39 protein-coding genes are annotated in these 26,839 nt (G+C 66.0%); all 39 read left to right on the plus strand.

Going from position 1 to position 26,839, the window contains the following annotated elements; all coding sequences use genetic code 11:
• The first annotated feature begins 2 nt into the window (after positions 1 to 2).
• Positions 3 to 4,250, plus strand: coding sequence for a DNA-directed RNA polymerase subunit beta' (locus MX659_RS02815; protein WP_267191955.1), 4,248 nt, complete (start codon positions 3 to 5; stop codon positions 4,248 to 4,250).
• A 193-nt stretch (positions 4,251 to 4,443) separates the two neighbouring features.
• Positions 4,444 to 4,815 carry a 30S ribosomal protein S12 gene (gene rpsL, locus MX659_RS02820; protein ID WP_267191956.1) on the plus strand — a complete coding sequence of 124 codons (372 nt, stop codon included), beginning with the start codon at positions 4,444 to 4,446 and terminating at the stop codon, positions 4,813 to 4,815.
• Positions 4,816 to 4,886: 71 nt separating this feature from the next.
• Complete coding sequence (gene rpsG, locus MX659_RS02825; protein WP_267191957.1) at positions 4,887 to 5,357, plus strand: 30S ribosomal protein S7; 471 nt, start codon at positions 4,887 to 4,889, stop codon at positions 5,355 to 5,357.
• A 30-nt stretch (positions 5,358 to 5,387) separates the two neighbouring features.
• Positions 5,388 to 7,472 (plus strand): elongation factor G, encoded by a 2,085-nt coding sequence (fusA, locus tag MX659_RS02830; RefSeq protein ID WP_267191958.1) that lies wholly within the window; start codon positions 5,388 to 5,390, stop codon positions 7,470 to 7,472.
• 11 nt (positions 7,473 to 7,483) lie between these two features.
• The gene (gene tuf / locus MX659_RS02835) at positions 7,484 to 8,671 is read left to right on the plus strand and encodes an elongation factor Tu (RefSeq protein WP_267191946.1); all 1,188 of its coding nucleotides are present in this window, start codon (positions 7,484 to 7,486) and stop codon (positions 8,669 to 8,671) included.
• 24 nt (positions 8,672 to 8,695) lie between these two features.
• Positions 8,696 to 9,004, plus strand: a complete 309-nt coding sequence (gene rpsJ, locus MX659_RS02840; protein ID WP_267191959.1) for a 30S ribosomal protein S10 — start codon at positions 8,696 to 8,698, stop codon at positions 9,002 to 9,004.
• A 105-nt stretch (positions 9,005 to 9,109) separates the two neighbouring features.
• Positions 9,110 to 9,736 carry a 50S ribosomal protein L3 gene (gene rplC, locus MX659_RS02845; protein ID WP_267191960.1) on the plus strand — a complete coding sequence of 209 codons (627 nt, stop codon included), beginning with the start codon at positions 9,110 to 9,112 and terminating at the stop codon, positions 9,734 to 9,736.
• Positions 9,737 to 9,768: 32 nt separating this feature from the next.
• Entirely contained in the window at positions 9,769 to 10,392 is a 624-nt protein-coding gene (gene rplD / locus MX659_RS02850; protein WP_267191961.1) for a 50S ribosomal protein L4, read from the plus strand.
• Positions 10,392 to 10,679 carry a 50S ribosomal protein L23 gene (gene rplW, locus MX659_RS02855; protein WP_267191962.1) on the plus strand — a complete coding sequence of 96 codons (288 nt, stop codon included), beginning with the start codon at positions 10,392 to 10,394 and terminating at the stop codon, positions 10,677 to 10,679. Before rplD ends, rplW begins: the two co-directional genes overlap by 1 nt.
• A gap of 134 nt (positions 10,680 to 10,813) precedes the next feature.
• Positions 10,814 to 11,644 (plus strand): 50S ribosomal protein L2, encoded by an 831-nt coding sequence (rplB, locus tag MX659_RS02860; protein WP_267191963.1) that lies wholly within the window; start codon positions 10,814 to 10,816, stop codon positions 11,642 to 11,644.
• A gap of 18 nt (positions 11,645 to 11,662) precedes the next feature.
• A complete protein-coding gene (rpsS, locus tag MX659_RS02865; RefSeq protein WP_267191964.1) occupies positions 11,663 to 11,941 on the plus strand; it encodes a 30S ribosomal protein S19 in 279 nt (92 codons plus the stop codon).
• A 70-nt stretch (positions 11,942 to 12,011) separates the two neighbouring features.
• Positions 12,012 to 12,353: a 50S ribosomal protein L22 gene (gene rplV / locus MX659_RS02870; protein ID WP_267191965.1), complete on the plus strand. Its 342-nt coding sequence runs from the start codon at positions 12,012 to 12,014 to the stop codon at positions 12,351 to 12,353.
• A 4-nt stretch (positions 12,354 to 12,357) separates the two neighbouring features.
• Positions 12,358 to 13,077, plus strand: coding sequence for a 30S ribosomal protein S3 (gene rpsC, locus MX659_RS02875; protein ID WP_267191966.1), 720 nt, complete (start codon positions 12,358 to 12,360; stop codon positions 13,075 to 13,077).
• A 2-nt stretch (positions 13,078 to 13,079) separates the two neighbouring features.
• Entirely contained in the window at positions 13,080 to 13,505 is a 426-nt protein-coding gene (gene rplP / locus MX659_RS02880) for a 50S ribosomal protein L16 (RefSeq protein WP_267191967.1), read from the plus strand.
• On the plus strand, positions 13,506 to 13,718 hold the full coding sequence (gene rpmC, locus MX659_RS02885; protein ID WP_267191968.1) for a 50S ribosomal protein L29: 213 nt from the start codon (positions 13,506 to 13,508) through the stop codon (positions 13,716 to 13,718). It begins immediately after the preceding gene.
• Positions 13,719 to 13,738: 20 nt separating this feature from the next.
• Positions 13,739 to 13,999, plus strand: a complete 261-nt coding sequence (rpsQ, locus tag MX659_RS02890; protein WP_267191969.1) for a 30S ribosomal protein S17 — start codon at positions 13,739 to 13,741, stop codon at positions 13,997 to 13,999.
• A gap of 57 nt (positions 14,000 to 14,056) precedes the next feature.
• Positions 14,057 to 14,425 carry a 50S ribosomal protein L14 gene (gene rplN / locus MX659_RS02895; RefSeq protein ID WP_267191970.1) on the plus strand — a complete coding sequence of 123 codons (369 nt, stop codon included), beginning with the start codon at positions 14,057 to 14,059 and terminating at the stop codon, positions 14,423 to 14,425.
• Positions 14,426 to 14,449: 24 nt separating this feature from the next.
• Complete coding sequence (gene rplX, locus MX659_RS02900) at positions 14,450 to 14,761, plus strand: 50S ribosomal protein L24 (RefSeq protein ID WP_267192491.1); 312 nt, start codon at positions 14,450 to 14,452, stop codon at positions 14,759 to 14,761.
• A gap of 62 nt (positions 14,762 to 14,823) precedes the next feature.
• Positions 14,824 to 15,366 (plus strand): 50S ribosomal protein L5, encoded by a 543-nt coding sequence (gene rplE, locus MX659_RS02905; protein ID WP_267191971.1) that lies wholly within the window; start codon positions 14,824 to 14,826, stop codon positions 15,364 to 15,366.
• A 48-nt stretch (positions 15,367 to 15,414) separates the two neighbouring features.
• A complete protein-coding gene (locus tag MX659_RS02910; protein WP_267191972.1) occupies positions 15,415 to 15,600 on the plus strand; it encodes a type Z 30S ribosomal protein S14 in 186 nt (61 codons plus the stop codon).
• Positions 15,601 to 15,697: 97 nt separating this feature from the next.
• Positions 15,698 to 16,096: a 30S ribosomal protein S8 gene (gene rpsH, locus MX659_RS02915; RefSeq protein ID WP_267191973.1), complete on the plus strand. Its 399-nt coding sequence runs from the start codon at positions 15,698 to 15,700 to the stop codon at positions 16,094 to 16,096.
• A 29-nt stretch (positions 16,097 to 16,125) separates the two neighbouring features.
• Positions 16,126 to 16,662: a 50S ribosomal protein L6 gene (rplF, locus tag MX659_RS02920; protein ID WP_267191974.1), complete on the plus strand. Its 537-nt coding sequence runs from the start codon at positions 16,126 to 16,128 to the stop codon at positions 16,660 to 16,662.
• A gap of 60 nt (positions 16,663 to 16,722) precedes the next feature.
• Positions 16,723 to 17,091 (plus strand): 50S ribosomal protein L18, encoded by a 369-nt coding sequence (gene rplR, locus MX659_RS02925; RefSeq protein ID WP_267191975.1) that lies wholly within the window; start codon positions 16,723 to 16,725, stop codon positions 17,089 to 17,091.
• Between the two features lie 12 nt (positions 17,092 to 17,103).
• Positions 17,104 to 17,622, plus strand: a complete 519-nt coding sequence (gene rpsE / locus MX659_RS02930) for a 30S ribosomal protein S5 (RefSeq protein WP_267191976.1) — start codon at positions 17,104 to 17,106, stop codon at positions 17,620 to 17,622.
• Positions 17,622 to 17,819, plus strand: a complete 198-nt coding sequence (rpmD, locus tag MX659_RS02935) for a 50S ribosomal protein L30 (protein ID WP_267191977.1) — start codon at positions 17,622 to 17,624, stop codon at positions 17,817 to 17,819. Before rpsE ends, rpmD begins: the two co-directional genes overlap by 1 nt.
• A gap of 78 nt (positions 17,820 to 17,897) precedes the next feature.
• Positions 17,898 to 18,344, plus strand: a complete 447-nt coding sequence (gene rplO, locus MX659_RS02940) for a 50S ribosomal protein L15 (RefSeq protein WP_267191978.1) — start codon at positions 17,898 to 17,900, stop codon at positions 18,342 to 18,344.
• On the plus strand, positions 18,341 to 19,609 hold the full coding sequence (gene secY / locus MX659_RS02945; RefSeq protein WP_267191979.1) for a preprotein translocase subunit SecY: 1,269 nt from the start codon (positions 18,341 to 18,343) through the stop codon (positions 19,607 to 19,609). The genes rplO and secY overlap by 4 nt, the downstream gene beginning before the upstream one ends.
• 15 nt (positions 19,610 to 19,624) lie before the next feature.
• Positions 19,625 to 20,278, plus strand: coding sequence for an adenylate kinase (locus MX659_RS02950; RefSeq protein WP_267191980.1), 654 nt, complete (start codon positions 19,625 to 19,627; stop codon positions 20,276 to 20,278).
• The gene (gene map / locus MX659_RS02955) at positions 20,275 to 21,021 is read left to right on the plus strand and encodes a type I methionyl aminopeptidase (RefSeq protein ID WP_267191981.1); all 747 of its coding nucleotides are present in this window, start codon (positions 20,275 to 20,277) and stop codon (positions 21,019 to 21,021) included. Before MX659_RS02950 ends, map begins: the two co-directional genes overlap by 4 nt.
• Before the next feature lie 86 nt (positions 21,022 to 21,107).
• Complete coding sequence (gene infA / locus MX659_RS02960) at positions 21,108 to 21,329, plus strand: translation initiation factor IF-1 (RefSeq protein WP_267191982.1); 222 nt, start codon at positions 21,108 to 21,110, stop codon at positions 21,327 to 21,329.
• Between the two features lie 105 nt (positions 21,330 to 21,434).
• Positions 21,435 to 21,548 (plus strand): 50S ribosomal protein L36, encoded by a 114-nt coding sequence (gene rpmJ / locus MX659_RS02965; RefSeq protein WP_267191983.1) that lies wholly within the window; start codon positions 21,435 to 21,437, stop codon positions 21,546 to 21,548.
• A gap of 13 nt (positions 21,549 to 21,561) precedes the next feature.
• The gene (rpsM, locus tag MX659_RS02970; protein WP_267191984.1) at positions 21,562 to 21,936 is read left to right on the plus strand and encodes a 30S ribosomal protein S13; all 375 of its coding nucleotides are present in this window, start codon (positions 21,562 to 21,564) and stop codon (positions 21,934 to 21,936) included.
• Between the two features lie 3 nt (positions 21,937 to 21,939).
• Positions 21,940 to 22,341: a 30S ribosomal protein S11 gene (rpsK, locus tag MX659_RS02975; protein WP_267191985.1), complete on the plus strand. Its 402-nt coding sequence runs from the start codon at positions 21,940 to 21,942 to the stop codon at positions 22,339 to 22,341.
• Between the two features lie 21 nt (positions 22,342 to 22,362).
• Positions 22,363 to 22,989, plus strand: coding sequence for a 30S ribosomal protein S4 (gene rpsD, locus MX659_RS02980; protein ID WP_267191986.1), 627 nt, complete (start codon positions 22,363 to 22,365; stop codon positions 22,987 to 22,989).
• Positions 22,990 to 23,020: 31 nt separating this feature from the next.
• Positions 23,021 to 23,959: a DNA-directed RNA polymerase subunit alpha gene (locus tag MX659_RS02985; protein ID WP_267191987.1), complete on the plus strand. Its 939-nt coding sequence runs from the start codon at positions 23,021 to 23,023 to the stop codon at positions 23,957 to 23,959.
• Between the two features lie 13 nt (positions 23,960 to 23,972).
• Complete coding sequence (gene rplQ / locus MX659_RS02990; RefSeq protein WP_267191988.1) at positions 23,973 to 24,326, plus strand: 50S ribosomal protein L17; 354 nt, start codon at positions 23,973 to 23,975, stop codon at positions 24,324 to 24,326.
• Between the two features lie 94 nt (positions 24,327 to 24,420).
• Positions 24,421 to 25,230 carry an ATP-binding cassette domain-containing protein gene (locus MX659_RS02995; protein WP_267191989.1) on the plus strand — a complete coding sequence of 270 codons (810 nt, stop codon included), beginning with the start codon at positions 24,421 to 24,423 and terminating at the stop codon, positions 25,228 to 25,230.
• A complete protein-coding gene (locus MX659_RS03000; protein WP_267191990.1) occupies positions 25,221 to 26,045 on the plus strand; it encodes an ATP-binding cassette domain-containing protein in 825 nt (274 codons plus the stop codon). The genes MX659_RS02995 and MX659_RS03000 overlap by 10 nt, the downstream gene beginning before the upstream one ends.
• Entirely contained in the window at positions 26,045 to 26,839 is a 795-nt protein-coding gene (locus MX659_RS03005; protein ID WP_267192492.1) for an energy-coupling factor transporter transmembrane component T family protein, read from the plus strand. The genes MX659_RS03000 and MX659_RS03005 overlap by 1 nt, the downstream gene beginning before the upstream one ends.

A 26,839-nucleotide genomic window follows, 5' to 3' on the forward strand; every position in this document is an offset into this window, starting at 1 on the left:
CGTTGCTCGACGTCGATGTGAACAGCTTCGACCGGCTTCGGATCGGCCTGGCATCGTCCGACCAGATCCGCCAGTGGTCGCGAGGCGAGGTCAAGAAACCGGAGACCATCAACTACCGGACGCTCAAGCCGGAACGCGACGGTCTGTTCTGCGAGAAGATCTTCGGTCCGGTGAAGGACTGGGAGTGCTCGTGCGGCAAGTACAAGCGCATCCGGTTCAAGGGCATCATCTGCGAGCGCTGCGGCGTCGAAGTGACGCGCGCGAAGGTGCGGCGCGAGCGGATGGGCCACATCGAGCTCGCCGCTCCTGTGAGCCACATCTGGTACTTCAAAGGCGTCCCGTCCCGCATGGGCTACCTGCTGGACATCGCGCCGAAGGACCTGGAGAAGGTCCTGTACTTCGCGGCTTCGATTATCACCTCGGTGAACGAGGAAGCGCGCCAGGCCGACCTGCCGATGCTCAAGGACGAACTCGAGGGCGACCTCCAGGCGCTCGACGCCGAGCTTGCTGAAGAGCGGGCGGCCATCGAGGAGGAGCGCGACCGGCTCATCGCCGTCATCAAGGGCGAGCGCGAGCCCGCATCAGGCGACGATGTCGACCAGTCCACGCCGATCGACGAGCAGATCAAGCGCGTCACGGCCGAGGCCGAGCGCGACATCCGCGACCTGGAGGAAGAGTACGAAGAGCGCAAGGCTCTTCTCCGCGAGGCGTTCGACACGTTCTCGAAGATCGCGCCGAAGGACCTCATCAACGACGAGACGCTGTACCGCGAGATGAAGATGCGGTATGGAACGTACTTCCGCGGCGGCATGGGCGCCGAGGCCATCAAGGACCTGCTCGAGCAGATCGACCTCGATGCGCTCGATGCCGAGCTCCGCGAGCAGATCCGCGACGGCAAGGGCCAGAAGAAGCAGAAGGCGATCAAGCGCCTGAAGGTCGTCTCGGCCTTCCGCCAGTCGAAGAATCGTCCCGAGTGGATGATCCTCGAGGCGATCCCGGTCATCCCGCCCGATCTGCGCCCGATGGTGCAGCTCGACGGCGGCCGGTTCGCGACGTCGGACCTGAACGACCTGTACCGGCGCGTCATCAACCGCAACAACCGCCTGAAGCGCCTGCTGGACCTCGGCGCGCCCGAGATCATCGTCAACAACGAGAAGCGCATGCTCCAGGAGGCCGTCGACGCGCTGTTCGACAACGGTCGCCGCGGGCGCCCGGTGACCGGTCCCGGCAACCGGCCGCTGAAGTCGCTTTCCGACATGCTCAAGGGCAAGCAAGGCCGGTTCCGCCAGAACCTGCTCGGCAAGCGCGTCGACTATTCCGGCCGCTCGGTCATCGTGGTCGGCCCGGAGCTCAAGCTGCACCAGTGCGGCCTGCCGAAGGTCATGGCGCTCGAGCTGTTCAAGCCCTTCGTCATGAAGCGGCTCGTGGACCTCGAGTACGCACAGAACGTCAAGAGTGCGAAGCGCATGGTCGAGCGTGGCAGGGACGTCGTGTGGGACGTGCTCGAGGAGGTCATCACGGAGCACCCCGTGCTTCTGAACCGCGCCCCGACCCTGCACCGCCTCGGCATCCAGGCGTTCGAGCCGGTGCTCGTCGAGGGCAAGGCGATCCGCCTCCACCCGCTCGTGTGCACCGCCTTCAACGCCGACTTCGACGGCGACCAGATGGCCGTGCACGTGCCGCTTTCCGCAGAGGCGCAGGCCGAGGCGCGCATCCTGATGCTGTCGACCAACAACATCAAGAGCCCAGCGCACGGGCGTCCGCTCACGGTGCCGAGCCAGGACATGGTCATCGGCCTGTACTACCTCACGACCGTGCGCGAGGGGGCCCTGGGCGAGGGCCGCGTCTTCATGAGCCCGGAAGAGGCGCTGCTCGCGTACGACAGCCGCGCCGACCTCGACTTGCAGGCGCGCATCGTCGTGAGGCTCACCCGCGACATCGTCGAGGAGTACCTGGACGACGCCGGGAAGCTCTCCTACCGCGAGCGCAAGGCAGGCGAGCGCATCGAGACCACGGTCGGGCGCATCACCTTCAACCGGTCCTTGCCCGCGGACTACCCGTTCGTGAACCACTCGGTGGACAAGAAGCAGATCGCCCGGATCGTGGAGGACTGCTCCAACACGTACTCCACCGTCCAGATGGCGGCGACGCTGGACGAGGTCAAGCGGCTCGGGTTCCACTACGCGACCCGTGCGGGTGTGACGGTCTCGGTCTCCGACGCCGAGATCCCGCCGGCGAAAGCCGACATCCTCGCCGAGGCCGAGCGGAAGGCCGCCGAGGTCGAGCAGCAGTTCGATCGCGGCCTCATCACGCACGAGGAGCGCCACCGCCAGATCATCGACATCTGGACGGACGCCACGGAGCGCGTCGGCGAGGCGATGGCGGAGAACTTCGACAAGTTCAACCCCATCTACATGATGGCGCACTCGGGCGCCCGCGGTAACATCAAGCAGGTCCGCCAGCTCGCCGGCATGCGCGGCCTCATGGCGAACCCGAAAGGCGAGATCCTCGACCGCCCGATCAAGTCGAACTTCCGCGAGGGCCTGTCGGTGCTCGAGTACTTCATCTCGACGCACGGCGCCCGCAAGGGCCTGGCGGACACCGCGCTTCGGACGGCGGACTCCGGCTACCTCACCCGCCGCCTCGTCGACGTGGCGCAAGACGTCATCGTCCGCGAGGAGGACTGCCACACGGACGAGGGCGTGACGCTGCCGCTCACGGAGAAGGGCGGGGCCGTCGACCACGACCTGGTCGGGCGCTGCCTGCTGACGGCGGTCGTGCACCCGAAGACCGGCGAGGTCCTCAAAGAGGCCGGCGAGTACCTGGCCTCCGACGGAGAGCTCAAGCAGCTTGCCGACGCAGGCGTCGAGGCCGTCGAGGTCCGCACGGTGATGACCTGCCACGCACGGCACGGCGTGTGCCAGAAGTGCTACGGCTGGGACCTCGCGGTCGGCCGTCCGGTGGACATCGGCACCGCGGTCGGTATCATCGCCGCGCAGTCGATCGGCGAGCCGGGCACGCAGCTCACGATGCGCACCTTCCACACCGGCGGCGTGGCGGGCGAGGACATCACGCACGGTCTGCCGCGCGTCACCGAGCTGTTCGAGGCCCGCAAGCCGAAAGGCCAGGCGCTGCTCGCCGAGATCTCCGGCACCCTCAGCATCGAGGAGGCCGAGAAGCACCGCGTGCTCGTGGTACGCGACGAGCACGGTCACGAGAAGCGCTACCAGGTGCCGCGCCGCGCTCGCCTGCGCCCCGGCATCGCCGACGGCGTGAACGTCGAGGCTGGCGACCAGCTCACGGAAGGCTCCGTGAACCCGCACGACCTCTTGGTCCTGCGTGGACCCAAGGCCGTGCTCGCGTACATCGTGCGCGAGGTGCAGGAGGTGTACGCGAGCCAGGGCGTCGACATCAACGACAAGCACATCGAGGTCATCGCGCGGCAGATGATGCGCAAGGTGACCGTACAGGATCCGGGCGACACCGATCTTCTGCCCGGGCAGCTCGTCGACCGCTTCGTCTTCGAGGAGGAGAACGAGCGGGCGATCCAAGACGGCGGCGAGCCGGCCACCGGCCACGCGGTGCTGCTGGGCATCACGAAGGCGTCGCTCGCCACGGACAGCTTCCTGTCGGCGGCCTCGTTCCAGGAGACCACGCGCGTGCTCACCGACGCGGCCATCGCAGGCAAGGAAGACGAGCTTCTGGGTCTGAAGGAGAACGTGATCATCGGCAAGCTCATCCCGGCCGCGACCGGTATGAAGCGGTACCGCTCCGTCAAGCTCACGTACCGCGGCCAGGCGGCAGAGTGGAGCGCGGAGGAATCGCAAGGCCCGCTGCCGGAGTTCGCGCCCGAGGAGCTGCGCGAGATCGAAGCGATGCTGCCGCCGGTGCCGGCAGGCGGTCTGTCCGATGAAGAGGCCGCGGCGATGTTCGCGGACTTCGACGAGGCCGAAGACGAGGACATCGACGTTAGCGGGTTCACGGGCCGCGTGTTCGAGCCCACGGGCGATGCCTTCGACGAAGTCGAGCAGGAGTTCGACGTGGACCAGTGCCAGGCCGTCCGCGGCGACGGCACGCGCTGCACGAACAAGGCCAAAGAGGGCAGCCGCTACTGCGGCGTGCACGCGAAGCTTGCCGAGACCGACGGTATGTGCAAGGCGTTCTACGCCGACGGCCGCCCGTGCAAGAACAAGGCGAAGGAAGGCAGCGACTACTGCGGCGTCCACGCGAAGCTGGCGCAGCAGGACTGATCGGAGACAGGCTCGCGTCCCGGTGCGGGGCGCGAGCCTGAGCGCGTTCGGGAAGAGGATGGCCACACCCGGCCGCGTGGTTTGACACGCAGGCAGCGGCTTTGTTACAGTGCCACCTTGTGGCTTCATGCCGGACGCGAGCGTCCGGTTCACGATACGGACGTGCGAGAGCAGAAACGAGCAAGGAGGGTCGATGCCCACTATCAACCAGCTGGTCCGAAAGGGCCGCAAGCGGGCAGCTGACAAGTCCAAGACGCCGGCGCTGAAGGGCAATCCCCAGAAGCGCGGCGTGTGCACGCGCGTGTACACGACCACGCCGAAGAAGCCGAACTCGGCGCTCCGCAAGGTCGCTCGCGTGCGTCTGACCAACCAGATGGAGGTCACCGCGTACATCCCGGGCATCGGCCACAACCTGCAGGAGCACTCGATCGTGCTCGTGCGTGGCGGTCGTGTGAAGGACCTGCCGGGCGTGCGCTACAAGATCATCCGGGCCGCGCTCGACTGCGCTGCGGTGAACAACCGCAAGCAGGCGCGTTCGCGGTACGGTGCCAAGAAGCCGAAGTAGGACGAGCAAGCGTGCGGGGCCGCGTCCGTTCGAGCGGGCGTGGCGCCGTCGTGTAGCAGAGGAGTGACGGAATGCCAAGACGTGCAGCAGCCCAGCGCCGGGAGGTCATGCCCGATCCGGTGTACAACAACCGGCTGGTCACGCAGCTGATCAACAAGGTACTGCTCGACGGCAAGAAGTCCGTGGCCGAGCGGATCGTGTACGGGGCCTTCGACCTCATCGAGGCGAAGACCGGCAACGACCCGCTTGCGACGTTCAAGAAGGCGCTCGACAACGTGCGGCCGACGCTCGAGGTGCGGCCGAAGCGTGTCGGTGGCGCGACCTACCAGGTTCCGGTAGAGGTGAACTCCCGCCGTGCGACCACGCTCGCCATCCGCTGGATCGTCGGGTTCGCGCGCAAGCGCCGCGAGAAGACGATGACCGAGCGCCTGGCAGCCGAGATTCTGGACGCCGCGAACGGCACTGGCGCGTCTGTGAAGAAGCGCGAGGACCTGTTCAAGATGGCCGAGTCCAACCGCGCGTTCAGCCATTACCGCTGGTAACACCGGACACGACGAGAGAGAACCGACTCGATGGCTCGAAAGCAGTATCCGCTTGCCAAGACCCGTAACATCGGGATCATGGCCCATATCGACGCCGGCAAGACGACCACGACCGAGCGCATCCTCTACTACACCGGCAAGACGCACAAGATCGGCGAGGTCCACGAAGGCGCGGCGACGATGGACTGGATGGTCCAGGAGCAGGAGCGCGGTATCACCATCACGTCTGCCGCGACCACCTGTTACTGGAAGGACCATCGCATCCAGATCATAGACACGCCCGGCCACGTGGACTTCACCGTCGAGGTCGAGCGCTCGCTCCGCGTCCTCGACGGCGCCGTCGCCGTCTTCTGCGCTGTGGGCGGCGTCGAGCCGCAGTCCGAGACCGTGTGGCGGCAGGCCGACCGGTACGGCGTCCCGCGCATCGCGTATATCAACAAGATGGACCGCACGGGCGCGGACTTCCTGAACGTCGTGCAGATGATGCGCGACCGGCTGGACACGCGTCCGGTCCTGCTGCAGATCCCCATCGGCTCCGAGGACAAGTTCACGGGCATCGTCGACCTCGTCGAGATGAACGCGATCTTCTTCAACGAGGACGACAAGGGCATCAACCCGACCATCGGCGAGATCCCGGCCGAGCTTCGCGACGAGGCCGAGATGTACCGGCACGAGCTCGTCGAGGCCGCTGCTGAGCAGGACGACGAGCTGCTGACGAAGTTCCTCGAAGACGAGGAGATCTCGACCGACGAGCTGAAGGCCGCGATCCGCAAGGCGACCATCGCGTGCTCCGTCACGCCGGTCACCTGCGGGGCGTCGTTCAAGAACAAAGGCGTGCAGCCGCTGCTGGACGCCATCATCGAGTACCTGCCGTCCCCGCTGGACATCCCGCCCGTGAAGGGGCACGACCTGAAGACCGGCGAGGAGGTCGTGCGCCACGCAGACGCCGGCGAGCCGTTCGCGGCGCTGGCGTTCAAGGTGATGACCGACCCGTACGTCGGCAAGTTGACGTACTTCCGCGTCTACTCGGGGACGATGACGTCCGGCTCCTACGTGCTCAACTCGACGAAGGGCCACAAGGAGCGCATCGGCCGTCTTCTCGAGATGCACGCCAACCATCGCGAGGACGTGGACGCGGTCTACGCGGGCGATATCGTCGCGGCCGTCGGCCTGAAGAACACCACCACAGGCGACACGTTGTGCGCCGAGGAGGCCCCGCTCCTGCTGGAGTCGATGGTCTTCCCGGATCCCGTCATCGACATCGCGATCGAGCCGAAGACCAAGGCCGAGCAGGACAAGCTCACGCAGGCACTTGCCAAGCTCGCGGAGGAGGACCCCACCTTCCGTGTGCGCACCGACGAAGAGACCGGCCAGACGATCATCGCCGGTATGGGCGAGCTGCACCTGGAGATCATCGTCGACCGCCTCATGCGCGAGTTCAAGGTCGAGGCGAACGTCGGCAAGCCGCAGGTCGCCTACCGCGAGACGGCAGGCAAGCCGGTGACGAACGTCGAGGGCAAGTTCGTCCGTCAGACCGGTGGCCGCGGCCAGTACGGCCACGTGGTCATCAACGTCACCCCGCAGTCGCCTGGCGAAGGCTACGTGTTCGAGAACAAGATCGTCGGCGGGGTCATCCCCAAGGAGTACATCCCGGCCGTGGACAAGGGCATCCAGGAGGCCATGACCTCCGGCGTGCTCGCCGGCTATCCGGTCGTCGACATCAAGGTGGAGCTCGTGGACGGTTCGTACCACGAGGTCGACTCCTCGGAGATGGCGTTCAAGATCGCGGGCTCCATGGCGATCAAAGAGGCGCTGAAGAAGGCAAGCCCCGTGCTGCTCGAGCCGATCATGGCCGTCGAGGTGAACACTCCCGAGGAGTTCATGGGCGACGTCATGGGCGACCTCTCCAGCCGACGGGGGCACATCGAAGGCATGGAGCGGCGTGGCAACGCACAGGTCGTGCGGGCCCGCGTGCCGCTGGCCAACATGTTCGGTTACGCGACCGACCTGCGGTCGCGCACCCAGGGCCGCGCGTCTTACACGATGCAGTTCAAGGCGTACGAGCCCGTTCCGAAGTCCATCGCTGACGAGATCGTCAGCAAGATGCAAGCGTAAGGGAGCCCAAGATGGCGAAGAAGAAGTTCGAGCGCACCAAGCCGCACATGAACGTCGGCACCATCGGCCACGTCGACCACGGCAAGACGACGCTCACCGCGGCGATCACCAAGACCCTGTCCGAGAAGGGCTACGCCGACTTCACGCCGTTCGACCAGATCGACAAGGCGCCCGAGGAGCGCGAGCGCGGCATCACCATCGCCATCGCGCACGTCGAGTACGAGACCGACAAGCGCCACTACGCGCACGTCGACTGCCCGGGCCACGCCGACTACGTCAAGAACATGATCACCGGCGCGGCGCAGATGGACGGCGCCATCCTCGTCGTGTCGGCCGCCGACGGCCCGATGCCGCAGACCCGCGAGCACATCCTGCTCGCCCGCCAGGTCGGCGTCCCGTACATCGTCGTGTTCCTGAACAAGGTCGACATGGTCGACGACCCCGAGCTCCTCGAGCTCGTCGAGATGGAGGTCCGCGAGCTTCTCTCCGAGTACGAGTTCCCGGGCGACGAGATCCCGATCATCAAGGGCTCGGCCCTCAAGGCCCTCGAAGGCGACGAGGAGGCCAAGAAGGCGATCTGGGAGCTCATGGACGCGCTCGACAACTACTTCCCGGACCCGGTCCGCGACGTCGACAAGCCGTTCCTCATGGCCGTCGAGGACGTCTTCACCATCACCGGCCGCGGCACCGTGGCCACCGGCCGCGTGGAGCGCGGCGTGGTCAAGGTCGGCGACGAGGTCGAGATCGTGGGCCTGCACCCCGAGACCCGCAAGACCGTCGTCACCGGCGTGGAGATGTTCCGCAAGCTGCTCGACCAGGCCCAGGCCGGCGACAACATCGGCGTGCTCCTGCGCGGCATCGCCCGCACCGAGATCGAGCGCGGCCAGGTGCTGTGCAAGCCCGGCTCCGTGACCCCGCACACCGAGTTCATGGGCCAGGTCTACGTGCTCACCAAGGAGGAGGGCGGCCGCCACACCCCGTTCTTCGACGGCTACCGTCCGCAGTTCTACTTCCGCACGACCGACGTCACCGGCGTGGTGCACCTGCCCGAGGGCACCGAGATGGTCATGCCGGGCGACAACGTCGAGATCAGAGGCGAGCTCATCGCCCCGATCGCGATGGAGGAGGGCCTGCGCTTCGCCATCCGCGAAGGCGGCCGCACCGTCGGCTCGGGCCGCGTGACGAAGATCCTGAAGTAACGAGCGTCGACGGAGGGTTGAGAGTTGGCCAACCAGAAGATACGCATCCGGCTGAAGGCGTACGACCACGAGATCGTGGACCAGTCCACGAAGCTCATCGTCGAGACCGCGCAGAAGACCGGCGCCAAGGTCGCGGGTCCCATCCCGCTGCCGACCGAGCGGAGCCTGTACTGCGTGATCCGTTCGCCGCACGTGAACAAGGACAGCCGCGAGCAGTTCGAGATGAAGACGCACAAGCGCCTCATCGACATCCTCGAGCCGACACCGAAGACCGTCGACTCGTTGATGCGGCTGGACTTGCCGGCCGGTGTTCACATCGAGATCAAGCTGTAGCAAGGCGTGTCTCCGCGCGTGCGGGGACGCGTGTGGCCGGTCCGCTGGGAAGGCACTGAGCGCCGCAGGGTCCCATGACCGAAGAGACGAGAAGGTGAGTCGAAGATGGCACGAGCGATACTAGGCAGGAAGCTGGGGATGACCCAGGTCTGGGGCGAGGGCGACCGCTTGATCCCGGTCACCGTCATCGAGGCCGGTCCGTGCGTGGTCACCCAGGTGCGCACGAAGGACCGTGACGGGTACGCCGCGATCCAGATCGGCTTCGGCGACGTGAAGGAATCGCGCGTCAACAAGCCGATGGCCGGTCACTTCAAGAAGGCCGGCGTCGCTCCGAAGCGGCACCTGGCCGAGGTTCGGCTGGACGAGGCCGAGGCCGCGCAGACCAAGGTGGGCGACACGATCACGGTCGAGGCCTTCGAGCCCGGTTCGCGCGTGCACATCACGGGTACCAGCAAGGGCAAGGGCTTCCAGGGGGTCATGAAGCGCCACAACTTCCGCGGCGGCCCAGGCGGCCACGGCTCGCACTTCCATCGCGAGCCGGGTTCGATCGGCCAGTGCGCGAGCCCCTCTCGCGTCCTGAAGGGCCTGGGGCTTCCGGGCCACATGGGCTCTGAGACCGTGACCGTCCGGAACCTCGAAGTGGTCAAGGTCGACACCGAGCAGAACCTGCTGCTCGTGAAGGGCGCTGTGCCCGGTGGCAAGAACGGCCTGCTGATGATCCGGCTCGCCTAGCGCGACGCGCTGGCTTGTGCGAGGAGTTGATGATGGCAACGATCGAAGTCAAAGACGCGAACGGCAAGAAGGTCGGGACGGCAGACGTCTCCGACGCCGTGTTCGCTATCGAGCCGAACACGTTCGCGATGCACCAGGTGGTGCGGAGCCAGCTCGCCGCTCGCCGGCAGGGCACGCACGACACCAAGGGCCGCAGCGAGGTGAGCGGCGGTGGCCGCAAGCCGTGGCGGCAGAAGGGCACCGGCCGTGCCCGCCAGGGCACCATCCGTGCGCCGCAGTGGAAGGGCGGCGGCGTGGTGTTCGGTCCGACGCCGCGCAGCTACGCGTTCAAGGTGCCGAACAAGGTCGTGAAGCTGGCGATGCGCAGCGCGCTGTCGGCGAAGCACGCGGAAGGCGTCTTGTACGTCATCGAGGGCTTCGGCTTCGCCGAGCCGTCGACCAAGCAGGCCGCTGCGGTGCTCGAGAAACTCGGTATCACAGGCAGGTGCACCGTCGTGGTCGCGAACGATGACGTGAACGCGATCCTGTCGCTACGCAACCTGCCGAAGGTCCGGGTCATCACGGCGAGCGAGGCGAACACGTACGACCTGGTCGACAACACTGCGCTGCTGTTCACGAAGCCGGCGCTCGAGTGGCTCGAAGGAGTGCTGAAGTGATGAAGGACGCTCGAAGCCTGATCATACGGCCGATCGTCTCGGAGAAGTCGTACGGGATGATGGAGCAGAACCGGTACACCTTCGAGGTGGACAAGCGCGCGAGCAAGCCCGAGATCGCGCGCGCCGTCGAAGAGATCTTCGGCGTGACGGTGACTGACGTGAACACGATGAACGTCCCGGGTAAGCCGAGGCGCGTGCGCTACAACAAGGGCTACACGCGCTCGTGGAAGAAGGCCGTCGTCACGCTGAAGGCGGGCGACACGATCGACCTGTTCGGGAACCAGTAGGGTTCCCGCGAGGCACAGACCGGCGCGAGCTCCGGTGATGGAGCCGCCCGGCACCGTGGGAGAGTCCGGCGTCGAGCCGCAGGCGCAGTCGCGCCGAGTCCCGGCGGCCCGGCAATCGGACGGAAGGAGAGGACATGGGACTGAAGAAGTACAAGCCGACGTCGCCTGGGCGGCGCTTCCAGACGGTCTCGGACTTCGCTGACATCACGAAGACCGAGCCGGAGAAGTCGCTGCTCGAGCCGCTGCACAAGAAGGGCGGCCGCAACAACAACGGCCGCATCACCACGCGTCACCAGGGCGGCGGCCACAAGCGGCGTTACCGCAAGATCGACTTCAAGCGCGATAAGGACGGCGTGCCCGCCAAGGTCGCGTCGATCGAGTACGACCCCAACCGCTCTGCACGCATCGCGCTGCTGCACTATGCAGATGGCGAGAAGCGTTACATCCTGGCGCCGCAGAAGCTCAACGTCGGCGACACCGTGATGTCAGGCCCCGAGGCCGACATCCGGCCTGGGAATGCTCTGCCGCTCGAGAACATCCCCACCGGCACGGTGGTGCACGCGATCGAGCTGCAGCCCGGTCGTGGGGCAGCCATCGCTCGCTCGGCGGGCACGAGCGCGCAGCTCATGGCGAAAGAAGGTCCCTTCGCCATCCTAAGGATGCCGTCTTCGGAGATGCGCATGGTGCCTCTCAAGTGCCGTGCGACCGTCGGCGTGGTCGGGAACGCCGAGCACGAAGGCATCTCGATCGGGAAGGCAGGCCGCGCTCGGTGGATGGGCATCCGCCCCTCTGTCCGTGGTACGGCGATGAACCCGGTCGACCACCCGCACGGCGGCGGCGAAGGCAAGAACAAGTCGGCCGGCCGGCACCCGGTCTCGCCGTGGGGTGTGCCGACCAAGGGCCACCGGACGCGCAAGAAGCACAAAGCGTCTGACAAGATGATCATCCGTCGCCGGAAGAAGTAGCGCGTAAAGGAGCTTGAAGTGAGCAGAAGCCTGAAGAAGGGTCCCTACGTCGAGCCTCGACTCCTCCAGCGCATCCACGCCATGAACGAGGCCGGCGAGAAGAAGGTCGTCAAGACCTGGTCCCGCGCATCGACCATCTTCCCCGAGATGGTCGGTCACACCATCGCGGTGCACGACGGGCGCAAGCACGTCCCCGTGTACATCACGGAGTCGATGGTCGGCCACAAGCTGGGTGAGTTCGCTCCGACCCGCACGTTCCGTGGACACGCTGAGGATCGGAAGAAGGGCCGGCGGTAGCCGGGCGTCGTGAAAAGCCCGGTTCGGCACGCAGGGCGTGCCAGCCGGTCGTCGTCGGAGGTTCAAGCAGATGGAATCGAAAGCAGTAGCGAGATACGTGAGGGTGAGTCCCCGCAAGGCACGGCTCGTCGTCGACCTCGTGCGCGGCAAGAGCGTGCCCGAGGCGGAGGCCATCCTGAAGTTCAGCGACAGGGCGGTCGCCGAGGTCGTCGGCAAGGTCGTGCACAGCGCGGCCTCGAACGCCGTGCAACAGCACAAAGTGCGGCCTGAGACCCTGTACGTTGCAGAGGCCTACGTCGACGAGGGTCCGACCCTGAAGCGCATCCGGCCTCGCGCACGCGGCATGGCGTACCGGATCAACAAGCGGACCAGCCACATCACGGTGGTCGTGAAGCAGCGAGAGGAGGCCTAGCGCCATGGGGCAGAAGGTCTATCCCATCGGGCTCAGGCTCGGCATCACTGAGGACTGGCGCTCGCGCTGGTTCGAGAGCAAGGGCTACGACAAGGCCCTGGCAGAGGACCTCGCCATCAGGAAGTACCTGAACAAGCGTCTTGAGCGTGCCGCGTTGTCGCGGATCGACATCGAGCGCAAGGGCGACAAGGTCATCGTCAAGCTCTGGACGGCGCGACCCGGCATCGTCATCGGCAAGAAGGGCGCCGAGGTCGACGTGCTGCGCAAGCAGCTCGAGCAGCTCATCGGGCGCCCCGTCGCGGTCGAGATCGTGGAGATCAAGCGGCCGGAACTCGATGCCACGCTCGTCGCGCAGAGCATCGCCGAGCAGCTCGTCGCTCGCGTGTCGTTCCGCCGCGCGATGAAGAAGGCAGTGACGGCCGCGATGAAGAGCGGCGCTAAGGGCGTGCGCATCCAGTGCTCGGGTCGGCTTGGTGGCGCTGAGATGGGGCGCCGTGAATGGTACCGCGAGGGCCGCGTGCCGCTGCACACGCTGCGCGCGAAGATCGACTACGGCCAGGCCGACGCGGTCACGACGTTCGGCGTCATCGGTGTGAAGGTGTGGATCTACCGCGGTGACTTCATCCGCGACGCGGACGACCCGATCCTGGCGGAGCCTACGGGCGGCCGTCCACGCTCGGAGCGTCCGCGCGGCCGTCGTCGCGAGGGCGAAGGGAGAGGCTAAGGATGCTGCTTCCCAAGAGAGTCAAGCATAGGAAGGTCCAGCGCGGCAGCATGAAGGGTGCAGCCAAGGGCGGGACCCAGGTGCACTTCGGCGACTACGGTCTGAAGGCGCTCGAGGCCGCGTGGATCACGAACCGGCAGATCGAGGCCGCTCGTATCGCGATGACGCGTTACATGAAGCGTGGCGGGAAGGTCTGGATCAACATCTTCCCGGACAAGCCCGTGACGCAGAAGCCGGCTGAGACTCGTATGGGCTCCGGCAAGGGCAACCCCGAGAAGTGGGTGGCCGTGGTCAAGCCCGGCAGGGTCATGTTCGAGGTGGCTGGCGTGAGCGAGGAGGTCGCCCGTGAGGCGTTGCGGCTCGCTGCGCAAAAGCTGCCGATCAAGTGCAAGTTCGTCACACGAGCCGAGTCTGGCGGTGAGGCATAGATGAAGGCGTCCGAGATCAAGGCGTTGGCCGACCAGGAGCTCCTGGAGAAGCTGAAGCAGGCCCGCACGGAGCTGTTCAACCTCCGGTTCCGCCTCGCAACGGGCAACCTCGACAACCCCAACGCCATCCGTGCTGTCAAGAAGGACATCGCACGCCTCCACACCGAGCTGCGCGCCCGCGAGATCGAGGCGTCGCGCAGCCAGGCGTCGTAGCGTGCAGGAAGGGATGACGGATGACTACCGAGCGTAACCGTCGCAAGGAGCGGCAAGGCGTCGTGGTGTCGATCTCTGGCGACAAGACCTGCGTCGTCATGGTCGAGGACCGGAAGAAGCACCCGCTCTACGGCAAGATGATCACCCGCAGCAAGAAGCTCCACGTCCACGACGAGGCGAACGAGGCGCAGGTCGGCGACACCGTCCGCGTGATGGAGACCCGGCCGCTGTCGAAGCTGAAGAGGTGGCGGCTCGTCGAGATCGTGGAGAAGGCCAAGTAGCACTGGTCCTCTCAGGCGACACGTCTGACGACCAGGTAGGCTCAACGGAGGATAGAGATGATCCAGCAAGAGACACGGCTCAAGGTCGCCGACAACTCTGGCGCTCGCAAGGTCGCGTGCATCAAGGTTCTCGGCGGCACGCGTCGGCGTTATGCCAGCGTCGGCGACGTGATCGTGTGCGCGGTCAAAGAGGCCATTCCGAACGGCACCGTCAAGAAGGGCGATGTCGTCAAGGCCGTGGTCGTTCGCACGAAGAAGGAGATCCGCAGGCCGGACGGCAGCTACATCAAGTTCGATGAGAACGCTGCCGTCATCATCGACAACCAGGGCAACCCGCGTGGGACGCGCATCTTCGGCCCGGTTGCGCGTGAGCTGCGCGATCGCAAGTTCATGAAGATCGTCTCGCTCGCGCCGGAAGTCCTCTAGGAGGTGACGTACGTGGCTAGCTCAATGACTGTCCGCAAGGGCGACAAGGTCCGCGTCATCGCCGGCAAGGACAAGGGCAAGGAAGGCAAGGTGCTGCGCGCGTATCCCGAGAAGCAGCGCGTGGTCGTCGAGAACGTCCACATGATCAAGAAGGCGACTCGGCCATCGCAGCGCAACCCGCAGGGCGGCATCGTCGAGATGGAAGGCACCATCCACGTCTCGAACGTGATGCTGGTGTGCCCGAACTGCGGCCAGCCCACCCGCGTCGGTCGGCGCCGCGAGGATGGCGTCCGGATCCGGGTGTGCAAGAAGTGCGGCAAGGACATCGACAAGTAGTCGATCGAGACGAAAGTCCCGTCGGGTCGGAAATCCGCCGGGCGCAGGATCGGAGGAGACACGTGGCACCACGTTTGAAGGAGCGGTACCTGAACGAGATTGTGCCCGCGCTCAAAGAGCGGCTCGGGTGCGAGAACGTGCATCAGGTGCCACGGCTGGAGAAGGTCGTCGTCAACATGGGCGTCGGCGCGGCGGTGCAGGATCCCAAGCAGCTCGAGGCCGCGATGCAGGACCTTGCGCTGATCACGGGCCAGAAGCCTGCTGTGACGCGCGCCAAGAAGTCGATCGCCGGCTTCAAAGTGCGGCAAGGCATGGCGATCGGCGCGAAGGTGACGCTGCGCGGCGACCGCATGTGGGAGTTCGTCGACCGGCTACTGTCGACGGCGCTCCCACGGATCCGCGACTTCCGCGGCATCAGCGCGGATGCATTCGACGGTCGCGGCAACTACTCGCTCGGCATCACCGAGCAGCTGATATTCCCCGAGATCGACTACGACAAGGTCGATCGCATCAGGGGCATGGACATCACGTTCGTCACGAGTGCGAAGACTGACGAGGAAGCCCGGGCCCTGCTCGACGAGCTCGGATTCCCGTTCAAGCGATAGACCAAGCGGAGCCGCTTTCGCGGACCGACCGTTCGAGGAGGTCGAACTGTGGCAAAGAAGTCGATGATCGCCAAGGCGAAGCGCAAGCCGAAGTTCGCGGTGCGCGCAGTGAACCGGTGCGTGCGCTGCGGCCGTCCGCGCGGGTACTTCCGCCAGTTCGGGTTGTGCCGCATCTGCTTGCGCGAGCTAGCCAGCCGTGGCGAGCTGCCAGGCGTGAAGAAGGCCAGCTGGTAGGTCGGCCGGCCGTGCGTCGAGGGTCCGAGAGGCGCTGGGGCCACGGGCACCAGCGAACCGGCGGACCGTACGAGTCCGAAAACAGGAGGACGAACCGATGAGCATGACAGACCCTATCGCAGACATGCTGACCCGCATCCGGAACGCGAACACCGCGTACCAGAGCACGGTCGAGATGCCCTCGTCCAAGAAGCTGGTCGAGATCGCGCGGATCATGAAGGAAGAGGGCTACATCGCGGACTACGCGGTGAAGCCTGGCGAGCCGCGTGACGTGCTGCAGATAACGCTCAAGTACGGCCCCAAGAAGCAGCGCGTGATCACCGGCATCCGCCGCATCAGCAAGCCGGGTCTTCGCGTGTACGCGAAGAAGGACGAGCTGCCTCGCGTGCTGGGCGGTCTCGGCATCGCCGTGATCTCGACCTCGCGGGGCGTCATGACCGACAAGCAGGCCCGCGCCGCTGGTGTCGGCGGCGAGGTCATCGCCTACATCTGGTGACCGGACAGGACTGAAAGGAGCGAGGAGCTGTGTCTCGTATCGGCAAGCAGCCCATCCCGGTCCCGTCCGGGGTCGAGGTGGCTATCAACGGCACTGAGGTCACGGTGAAGGGTCCGAAGGGCACGCTCACCCAGACCTTCGACAAGGACATGATCATCGAGCTCGAAGATGGCGCGATCGTCGTCAAGCGTCCGAGCGACGAGCGCAGGCATCGCTCGCTGCACGGCCTGACCCGTACGCTCATCGCGAACATGGTCAAGGGCGTTTCGGAGGGCTTCCAAAAGGAGCTCGAGATCGTGGGCGTCGGCTACCGTGCCGCGCTCAAAGGCTCGGATCTCGATCTCAGCCTGGGGTTCAGCCATCCGGTGATCGTCACGCCAGAGGAAGGCATCACGTTCGAGGTCCCTGCGCCAACCAAGATCGTGGTGAAGGGCATCGATAAGCAGCGTGTCGGCCAGGTCGCTGCCGAGATCCGCAAGATCCGTCCGCCGGAGCCGTACAAGGGCAAGGGCGTCCGGTACGCCGGTGAGCAGGTGCGCCGGAAGCTCGGCAAGGCGGCGAAGTAGCGACAGGGATCGCGCCGGCGGCGGCCGGTGCGATGGATCGAGGAAGCAGGGTTCAAAGACATGGACAAGACCAAAGCGAAGAGGACAGCGCTTGCGAGGCGCCAGCGTCGTGTGCGGGGCAAGGTCTCAGGCACCGCCACGCGTCCACGCCTGCGCATCACCCGCTCGAACGCGAACATCTACGCGCAGATCATCGACGACGAGGCGGGTGCGACGCTCGTGTCCGCCTCCACGCTCGATCCGGAGCTGAAGTCGGTGCTCAAGAGCCGGTCGAACATCGAGGCGGCCAAAGCCGTCGGCGAGCTCGTTGGCCGTCGGGCCGTGGCGAAGGGCATCACGGCGGTCGTCTTCGACCGCGGTGGCCGGCTGTACCACGGCCGTGTCAAGGCACTTGCAGATGGCGCCCGTGATGCGGGCCTGTCGTTTTAGGAGGATGCGCTGATGGCTCGCGATCACGAAGCGGCTCCAGTATCGGAGCTTCAGGAGAAAGTCGTCTACATCAACCGTGTGGCGAAGGTCGTCAAGGGCGGCCGTCGGTTCTCGCTCACGGCGCTCGTCGTCGTCGGCGATGGCAATGGGCGCGTCGGCGTCGGCATGGGCAAGTCCGCCGAGGTGCCGGTGGCGATCAAGAAGGGTGTCGAGGACGCGAAGAAGAACATGTTCACCTTCCCGCTGTCCGGAACCACGATCCCGCACGAGGTGCTGGGCGAGTTCGGAGCCGGCAAGGTGCTGCTGAAGCCAGCAGCGCCCGGTACCGGTGTCATCGCAGGCGGACCGGTGCGCGCCCTGCTCGAGCTCGGCGGCGTCAAGGACGTGCTGTCCAAGTCGCTCGGCAGCAACAATGCGCTCAACATGGTCAAGGCTGCGGCGGAGGGGCTCAAGCAGCTCAGCAGCCCCGAGGAGGTCGCGCGCAAGCGCGGCAAGACGGTCGCGGAAGTGTACGGTCTGGAGGTCAAGTGATGGCGAAGGCGACGAAGCCCGGCACGCTGAAGATCACGCTTGTCAAGAGCATGATCGGCGCGCCGCAGGACCAGAAGGCCACGGTGCGAGCGCTCGGCCTGAAGCGCATGCACCAGACCGTCGAGCAGCCTGACACACCGGCGATCCGCGGCATGGTCTTCAAAGTCAAGCACCTCGTCAAGGTCGAGGAGCAGTAACAGAAGCAAGCAACAGTCAGCCGGCGGCGAGCGGCCGGCGACGGGCGATGCCCGTGCAGCGAACAAAGGAGTGAAGCCATGCAGATCCACGATCTTTTCCCGGCTCCCGGCTCGCGTAAGGATCGGAAGCGCGTCGGCCGCGGCCATGGAAGCGGCCACGGCGGCCGGTCCGGGCGCGGCGACAAGGGCCAGCTGTCGCGTTCGGGCGGCGGCAAGGGCCCCGGGTTCGAGGGCGGCCAGAACCCGCTGCACATGCGTCTGCCGAAGCTGCCCGGCTTCAAGAACCGGAACCGCGTGGAGTACGCGGTGGTGAACGTGTCCCGCCTCGATGCGCTGTACGAGGCCGGCGAGGTCGTCGATGTCGACTCTCTGTTTGCGAAGGGCGTCATCAAGTCGAAGACCGTCCCCGTGAAGGTGCTGGGCGACGGTGAGATCACCAAGGCCCTGACTGTCCGCGTCGATAAGGTCTCGGTGCCTGCGAAGGCGAAGATCGAGGCCGCTGGAGGGACGGTCGAGCAGCGGTGATCGAGGCGCTTGCGAACGCGTTCAGGATCCCGGATCTCCGCAAGAAGATCCTCTTCACGCTGGGCATCATCGCGGTCTACCGTGTGGGTGCCCACATCCCTGTTCCGGGGGTCGATCCCGCCGCGATCAAAGAGGTCGTCCAGTCAGGTGCGGCGCTCGACCTGCTCAACCTCTTCGCCGGTGGCGCGCTGGAGAACTTCGCCATCTTCGCGCTGGGCATCATGCCCTACATCACCGCATCGATCATCATGCAGCTCTTGCAGGCGGTCATCCCCACCCTCGAGCAGTGGGCGAAGGAAGGCGAGGCCGGTCAACGCAGGATCACCCAGGTCACGAGGTATCTGACGCTGGGCATCGGCTTCTTGGAGTCGATCGGTCTGCTGAGCATCTTCCAGGCCGACGTCTCGCAGGGCGGCATCGGCGTGCGCTTCGACTGGCTCACCCGCATCGTCATCATCATCTCGCTGCTCGCTGGCACTGCGTTCATCATGTGGCTGGGCGAGCTCATCACGCAGCGGGGCATCGGGAACGGCATGTCGCTCCTCATCTTCGCGAACATCGTCGCGCGGTTCCCGGTGACGATCGTCAACGCCATGCAGCTCAACGAGTGGTACCTCACGGCGTTCCTGCTGATCGTGTTCGTGTTCGTGATCGCCGCGGTCGTGTTCATGGAGCGCGGACAGCGGCGCATCCCGGTGCAGTACGCGAAGCGCGTGGTGGGGCGGAAGGTGTACGGCGGATCCGGCACCTACATCCCGCTCAAGGTGAACGGCGCGAACGTCATACCCATCATCTTCGCGTCCTCGGTGCTGATATTCCCGGCGACCATCGCGCGCTTCTTCCCGACCGTGAAGTGGCTGGCGTCCTTCGGCACCGCGCTGTCGCAGGGATGGTTGAACATCGCGCTGTACGTCGTGCTTATCGTGTTCTTCACGTACTTCTACACGGCGCTCGTCTTCAACCCGATCGAGCTTGCTGACAACCTGCGGAAGAACGGCGGCTTCATCCCTGGCGTGCGTCCGGGCAAGCAGACCGCCCAGTACATCGAGAACGTGCTGAACCGCATCACGCTGCCAGGCGCGCTCTTCCTCGCTGCGATCGCGGTGGGTCCGCAGCTCGTGTTCCAGTTCCAGTCGACGGCCTCACCGTTGCTTCGAGTGTTCGGCGGAACGTCGCTCCTCATCATGGTGGGCGTGGCGCTCGAGACGATGACGCAGCTGGAAAGCCAGCTTCGGATGCGGCACTACGACGGCTTCTTCAAGTAGGAAGGGGTAGGGGACGTGAACCTGATGCTCTTGGGCGCCCCCGGCGCCGGAAAAGGGACGCAAGCGGCGAAGCTCGTCGAGACGTACCACCTAGCACACATCTCGACCGGCGACATACTGCGCGCAGCGGTCGCCGCCGGCACGCCGCTCGGCATGACCGCCAAGTCCTACATGGACAAGGGCGAGCTGGTGCCGGACCTCGTCGTCATCGGCCTCGTGAAAGCGCGTCTGCAGGAGCCTGACACGGCGGCTGGCTTCATCCTCGACGGGTTCCCGCGCACCGTCGCTCAGGCAGATGCGCTCGACAAGGAGCTCGAAGCGCTCGGCAAGCAGCTCGATGCGGTCATCAGCGTCGAGGTCGACCGCTCGGCATTGATCGATCGCCTGACGGCCCGTCGGACCTGCAAGGCGTGCGGCGCCATCTACAACGTGCTCGCGCAGCCGGAGACGGCAAGCGGCGTGTGTCCCGCCTGCGGCGGAGAGCTCTTCCAGCGTGACGACGACACCGTCGAGACGGTGACCAATCGCCTCGCAGTGTACGAGCGCTCGACCGCCCCGCTCATCGATTACTACAGCAAGAAGGGCCTCCTCCGACGCGTTGACGGCAACCGGTCTGTCGAGGACGTGTTCGCGCAGATCCGCGAGATCGTGGAGAGTGCTGCGCGTTGATGCTGCTCAAGTCGCCAGCGGAGATCGAGGTGATGCGTGAGGCAGGGCGCATCACGGCGAGCGCGTTGCGTGTCGTCGGCGAAGCGGTAGCGCCAGGCGTCACCACTCGACAGCTCGACGAGATCGCGGCGGAGCACATCCGTCGGGAAGGCGGCAAGCCCGCCTTCCTCGGGTACCACGGCTTTCCCGCAACGCTGTGCGTGTCCGTGAATGACGAGGTCGTTCACGGCATCCCCGGGAAGCGGAGGCTCAAAGAGGGCGACATCGTGTCGGTCGACTGCGGAGTGATCGTGGACGGCTTCTACGGCGACGCCGCGATGACCTTCCCTGCAGGGGAGGTCTCGGACGAGGCGCGTCGGCTGATGGACGTCACGCGGGAGTCCTTGGAGGCCGGCATCGCTCGGTGCCATCCCGGCATGCGGCTGGGCGACATCGGCAGTGCGGTGCAGAGCGTCGTCGAGAACGCCGGATTCTCGGTGGTGAGGGAGTACGTCGGGCACGGCGTCGGGCGATCGATGCACGAAGAGCCGCAGGTGCCGAACTTCGGGCGAGCAGGCACCGGTCTGCCTTTGCGCTCAGGCATGGTCATCGCCATCGAGCCGATGGTGAATGCAGGAGGGTACGCGGTCCGCACCCTCGACGACGGGTGGACGGTGGTGACGGCAGATGGCAGCCTGTCGGCGCACTTCGAGCACACGGTGGCGATAACGGCGGACGGCCCGGTCGTCCTGACATTGGAATAGCAGAAGCAGACATTCGGGTGGACTGAGCAGGGTGGCGTGGGTTATACTCCACGTTTGCGACTTCTCGGCGATGAGGAGAGGATGAGTTGGCGAAGCGCGAAGATGCCATAGAGATGGAGGGCACGGTCATCGAGCCGCTCCCGAACGCCATGTTCAGGGTAGAGCTCGACAACGGCCACAAGGTCCTCGCGCACATCTCAGGCAAGATGCGCATGCACTACATCCGTATCCTCCCGGGGGACAGGGTCGTCGTCGAGCTTTCTCCGTACGACCTGACGCGTGGCAGGATCACCTACCGGTACAAGTGACCGTTCTCGGTCCGGTGCGCGAGACGCCCGGAGCCGTGTAGAAGAAAACACGCACCAGCGGCTGGGTGTGGACATAGAGATGAGCACGTTCCGAAAGGACCATCGATGAAGGTACGGCCCTCAGTGAAGCGCATATGCGAGAAGTGCAAGGTCATCAAGCGGCACGGCCGCGTGCTGGTGATCTGCGAGAACCCTCGCCACAAGCAGCGCCAAGGTTAGGTAGGAGGACTACGTGGCACGTATCGAAGGTGTCGACCTCCCGCGCGAGAAGCGCATCGAGATCGCGTTGACCTACATCTACGGCATCGGCCTCACGACCAGCCAGAAGATCCTCCGTGAGACCGGCGTCAATCCGGACACCCGCGTCCGGAACCTCACCGAAGAAGAGATCGTCCGGCTTCGCGAGTACATCGACCGGAACCTGAAGGTCGAGGGCGACCTGCGCCGCGAGGTCGGGCAGAACATCAAGCGCCTGATGGAGATCGGGTGCTACCGGGGACTGCGGCATCGCAAGGGCCTTCCCGTGCGCGGCCAGCGGACGCACACCAATGCGCGCACGCGCAAGGGTCCCCGGCGTCAGATCGGTGCGAAGAAGAAGGGCAAGTAGTCCATGGCGGCCAAGAAGAAGAACGTCAAGGCAAGGCTGAAGCGCAGCGAGCGCAAGAACATCGCTGTCGGCCAGGCCCACATCAAGAGCACGTTCAACAACACGATCGTGAGCATCACGGACCCGCAGGGCAACGTGATCGCCTGGCAGTCCGCAGGCACGGTCGGGTTCAAGGGCTCCCGCAAGTCGACCCCGTTCGCCGCGCAGTTGGCGGCCGAGGCCTGCGCGAAGATCGCGCAGGAGCACGGGATGCGCAAGGTCTCGGTCTTCGTGAAGGGGCCGGGCTCCGGCCGGGAGACCGCGATCCGCTCGCTGCAGGCCGCAGGGCTCGAGATCGCGAGCATCCAGGACTGCACCCCTGTCCCGCACAACGGATGCCGACCGCGCAAGCGTCGGCGCGTCTGATAACCGGAAGGACCACGAGCTATGGCACGTTACTCAGGGGCGGACTGCAGGCTGTGCCGCCGCGAAGGCATCAAGCTCTTCTTGAAGGGCGATCGCTGCTACAGCGACAAGTGCGCCATGGAGCGCCGGCCGTACCCGCCGGGCATGGCGGGCAAGAAGCGCCCTCGTGACAGCGAATATCGTCTGCAGCTCCGCGAGAAGCAGAAGGCGAAGCGCATCTACGGGCTGCTCGAGAAGCAGTTCCGGAACTATTACAAGCTTGCCACGCGGATGCCGGGCATCACGGGCGAGAACCTGCTGCGTCTGCTCGAGACGCGGCTGGACAACGTCGTGTACCGCCTCGGCTTTGCCGCGTCGCGCGATGAAGCACGGCAGATGGTGCGCCACGGCCACTTCCTCGTCGATGGCCGCCGGGTCGACATCCCGTCGTACCGGGTAAAGCCCGGCCAGACGATCGCCGTCTCGCCGAAGGCGAAGGACCTGACCGTCATCAAGGCCGCGTTGATCTCGTCGTCGAAGATGGAGATCCCGGCCTGGCTCGAAGTCGACATGGAGAAGCTCCAGGGCAAGATCCTGTCGCTTCCGTCGCGCGAGCAGATCGATGCACCCGTCCGCGAGCAGCTCATCGTCGAGCTGTACTCGAAGTAGAGCCTTGATCGAAGCCAAGGAGGCTTAGTCAATGACAGACTTCATGAGGCCCCAGGTGTCGGTCGACGTCATCGACGAGCGCACCGCTCGTTACGTCGTCGAGCCGCTGGAGCGCGGGTACGGGTACACGCTCGGCAACTCGTTGCGTCGCGTGCTGCTGTCGTCGCTTCAGGGTGCGGCGGCCACGTCGATCCGCATCGAGGGCGTGCAGCACGAGTTCGCGACGATCGACGGCGTCCGCGAGGACGTCACCGACATCGTCCTGAACGTCAAGGGCCTGGTGTTCCGCGCGACCGGCATCGGCGCAGGCGAGGGCGTGGCAACGCTCGACGTCACCGGACCGGCGGCCGTCACCGGCGCCGACCTCAAGGTCCCAGCGGAGTTCGAGCTCGTGAATCCCGAGCATCCGATCGCGACGCTTGAGAAGGGCGCTCGCCTCGAGATGAGCGTCCGCATCGGCATCGGAAGAGGCTACGTGAGCGCCGACCGCAACAAGCGGGCCGACGATCCCATCGGCGTCATCACCGTCGACTCGCTGTTCAGCCCGGTCGCGAGGTGCGCGTACGTCGTCGAGAATACGCGTGTCGGTCAGCGCACCGACTACGACAAGCTCATCCTGGAGGTCGAGACGAACGGCGCGGTGGATCCGGCGGAAGCCGTGGCCAGCGCGGCACGCATCGTCACCGAGCACATGCGCCTGTTCGTCGAACAGGCAGGCGGAGACATGCCGGAGGAGGGCATCTTCTCGTCTGGTAAGGGCGAGTCCGACAGCAAGCTCGACCTGCCTATCGAGGAGCTCGATCTCTCTATGCGGTCGTACAACTGCCTGAAGCGCCAGGGCGTCAACACAGTCGGGCAGCTCGTGGCGTGCAGCGAGGCCGACCTCTTGAACATCAGGAACTTCGGCGCGAAGTCCATCGAGGAAGTCAAAGACAAGCTCCAGGCCATCGGTCTGAGCCTTGCCGACTAGGAGTGACCAGGACATGAGACACGCGAAGAAGGGGCGGAAGCTCGGCACCGATGCCAGCCACACCGAAGCGATGCTTCGGAGCCTGGCGATCGCCTTGCTGACGCACGAGCGCATCAAGACCACCGAGACGCGTGCCAAGGAGGTGCGCGAACTCGTCGATAGGATCATCGGGTGGGGCAAGCGTGGCGATCTGCACGCACGCCGCCTCGCTCTGGCGGAGCTCAAGGACCGTGCGCTGGTGCACAAGGTGTTCGCCGAGATCGCGCCGCGCTACGCGGAGCGCCCTGGTGGATACACGCGTATCTACCGCATCGGTCCGCGCAAGGGCGACGCTGCGCCCATGGTGATACTCGAGCTCGTCGACTGAGGCGCTGAATGGCCCGGACCCGCCGGGCATGCACTCGTCCCGAGGGTCTCGGCTCGATCCGAGGCCCTCGGCTGCGTATTCGGCAAGGAGCGAAGTGATCGTCTTCGAAGCAGTCTCGTTCTCGTACCGGGACGATGGCCCGCCGGCCGTCTCGGGTGTCGACGTGAGCATCAGCGAGGGGGAGCGAGTTGCCCTCGTGGGGCCCAACGGGTCCGGCAAGTCCACGATCGCGCTGCTCAGCAACGGCATCCTTCTCCCGAGCCAGGGCCGAGTGCTGGTGGACGGGCACGACACGGCCGACGAAAGCGCGCTCGACGTCGTCCGTGCGACGGTCGGGCTGGTGCTGCAGAACCCGGACAACCAGATCGTGGGCGCTACGGTCGAGGAGGACGTCGCGTTCGGTCCCGAGAATCTGGCGCTGCCCTCGGAGGAGATCCGCCGCAGGGTGGCCGCCGCGATCGAGGCGGTGGGGCTCCAGGGCCTCGAGCGACGCGAGCCGCACACCCTGTCTGAAGGCCAGAAGCAACGGCTGGCCATCGCGGGGGCGCTCGCGATGCAGCCTTCGTACCTGGTGATGGACGAGCCGACCGCGATGCTGGATCCGGCTGGACGCGAAAGCGTGCTTGCCGCGATGGAACGCTTCCATCGCCAACGGCGCACCATCGTGCACATCACACACGATGCATCGGAGATCGCGTTGTGCGACCGCGTCATCGGGCTGCGCGAGGGCAAGGTCGTATACGACGAAGACGCCGAGTCGCTGCTGAAGGACGCTGAGACGATGCAGACCCTCGACGTCCAGCCGTCTCCGGCGCTTGAGGTGGCGCGCATGCTCGCAGCCGGAGGCGTCGACGTCCCGCTCGAGGCCGACGCGTCGAGGTTGGTGGACGCGCTGTGGGTCTGAGCGCGGCCGACATCGCTGTCGCGTACAACCGCGGCACCGTCGCCGAGCAGCGGGCGCTCGACGGCGTGAGCGTGCAGGTGGAACGCGGCGAGGTCGTGCTGGTCGTCGGCGTCACCGGAAGCGGGAAGTCGACGTTGCTCAAGGTGCTCGCCGGCCTGCTCGCTCCCGGTGAGGGGTCCGTGACGATCGACGGATCTCCGCTGCCTCACCCACCTGCGAGCGCGGTCGGCATCGTCTTCCAGAATCCGGAGCGGCAGCTGTTCGGCGAGACGGTGCTGGAAGATGTCGCGTTCGGGCCGCGCATGCTGGGCGCTCCTCGACCGCTCGAGGTCGCCGAACGCGCGCTTTCGCGGGTCGGCCTCGACCCGGAGGCGTTCGGGGCGCGCTCTCCGTTCTCTCTTTCCGGTGGCGAAGCACGGCGGGTCGCCATCGCCGGAGTGCTCGCGCTCGGCGCCGACTATCTCCTGTTCGATGAGCCGACGGTGGGTCTGGACGGCTCCGGGCGTCGTGCGGTGGTGGACCTGATACGCAGGGAGCGTCAGGAGCACGGCGTCGTGGTGGTCACACACCACCCCGATCCGTTCCTTGCGCTCGCGGACCGCATCGTCGCCCTCCGTGATGGCAGGGTCGTGTTCTCGGGCAGCGTCGAAGACGTGGTGCGAGCGCCTGGGCGCTACGAAGCGACGGGGCTGCGGTTGCCCGAGCTTCTCTGGATCCAGGTCGAAGCGCTCCGGCGCGGCGCTCCCCTGAAAGGCGTCGGCTCGACGCCCGAGGAGGTCGGCAGGCTGCTTCTCGACGCGAGGCGGCGGTCGTGATGCAGGTGCTGAGCATCGGACAGTACGTGCCTGCTGACTCGGTCGTGCACCGTCTCGACCCGCGCACGAAGCTTGGAGCGGTGGCGCTCGTCACCATCGCGCTGTTCAGCGTGGGCCGCTTCGAGGCGTACCTGGTGCTCGTCGCACTGCTCGCGCTTGCCGTGCGGTCATCAAGGCTTCCTGTGCGCTCCGTCTTGCGCGGCATCAAGGCGGTGGGGCTCATCCTCGCCATCACGCTCGCCGCTCACGCGCTCCGCTGGGGAAGCGTTCCTGAGGGCGTCTTGCACGCTGGTCCGCTGTGGCTCGATCCGGCAGGTGCGGTGACGGGCGCCTTCTTCGCTCTGCGGATCGTGCTGCTCGTGGTGGTGACGTCGATGCTCACGCTGACGACGAGCCCCGTCGCGCTCGCCGACGGCCTCGAACGGCTCATGCGCCCGCTTGCCCTGTTCCAAGTGCCGGTCGGCGACATCGCGATGATGCTGACCATCGCGCTGCGGTTCATACCGACCACCGCGTACGAGGCGGAGCAGATCATGCTCGCCCAGGCAGCGCGCGGTGCCCGCTTCGACCAGGGCGGACCGATCAAGCGTGCCCGGGCCCTCGTCCCGGTGCTGGTGCCGCTGTTCGTGAACCTCTTCCGTCGGGCAGACGAGCTTGCGATTGCGATGGAAGCGCGCTGCTACGCGAGCGGCCGACGTCGGACGCGGATGAACGAGCTTGCGATGCGAGCGGTAGACTGGGCGGTGCTGGGGGCGCTCGTGGCGCTCTGCGCTGGGCTCGCGCTGTGGATGTGA

This window comes from Parvivirga hydrogeniphila (genome assembly GCF_023371205.1).
In the GTDB taxonomy this organism is placed as follows: domain Bacteria; phylum Actinomycetota; class Coriobacteriia; order Anaerosomatales; family Anaerosomataceae; genus Parvivirga; species Parvivirga hydrogeniphila.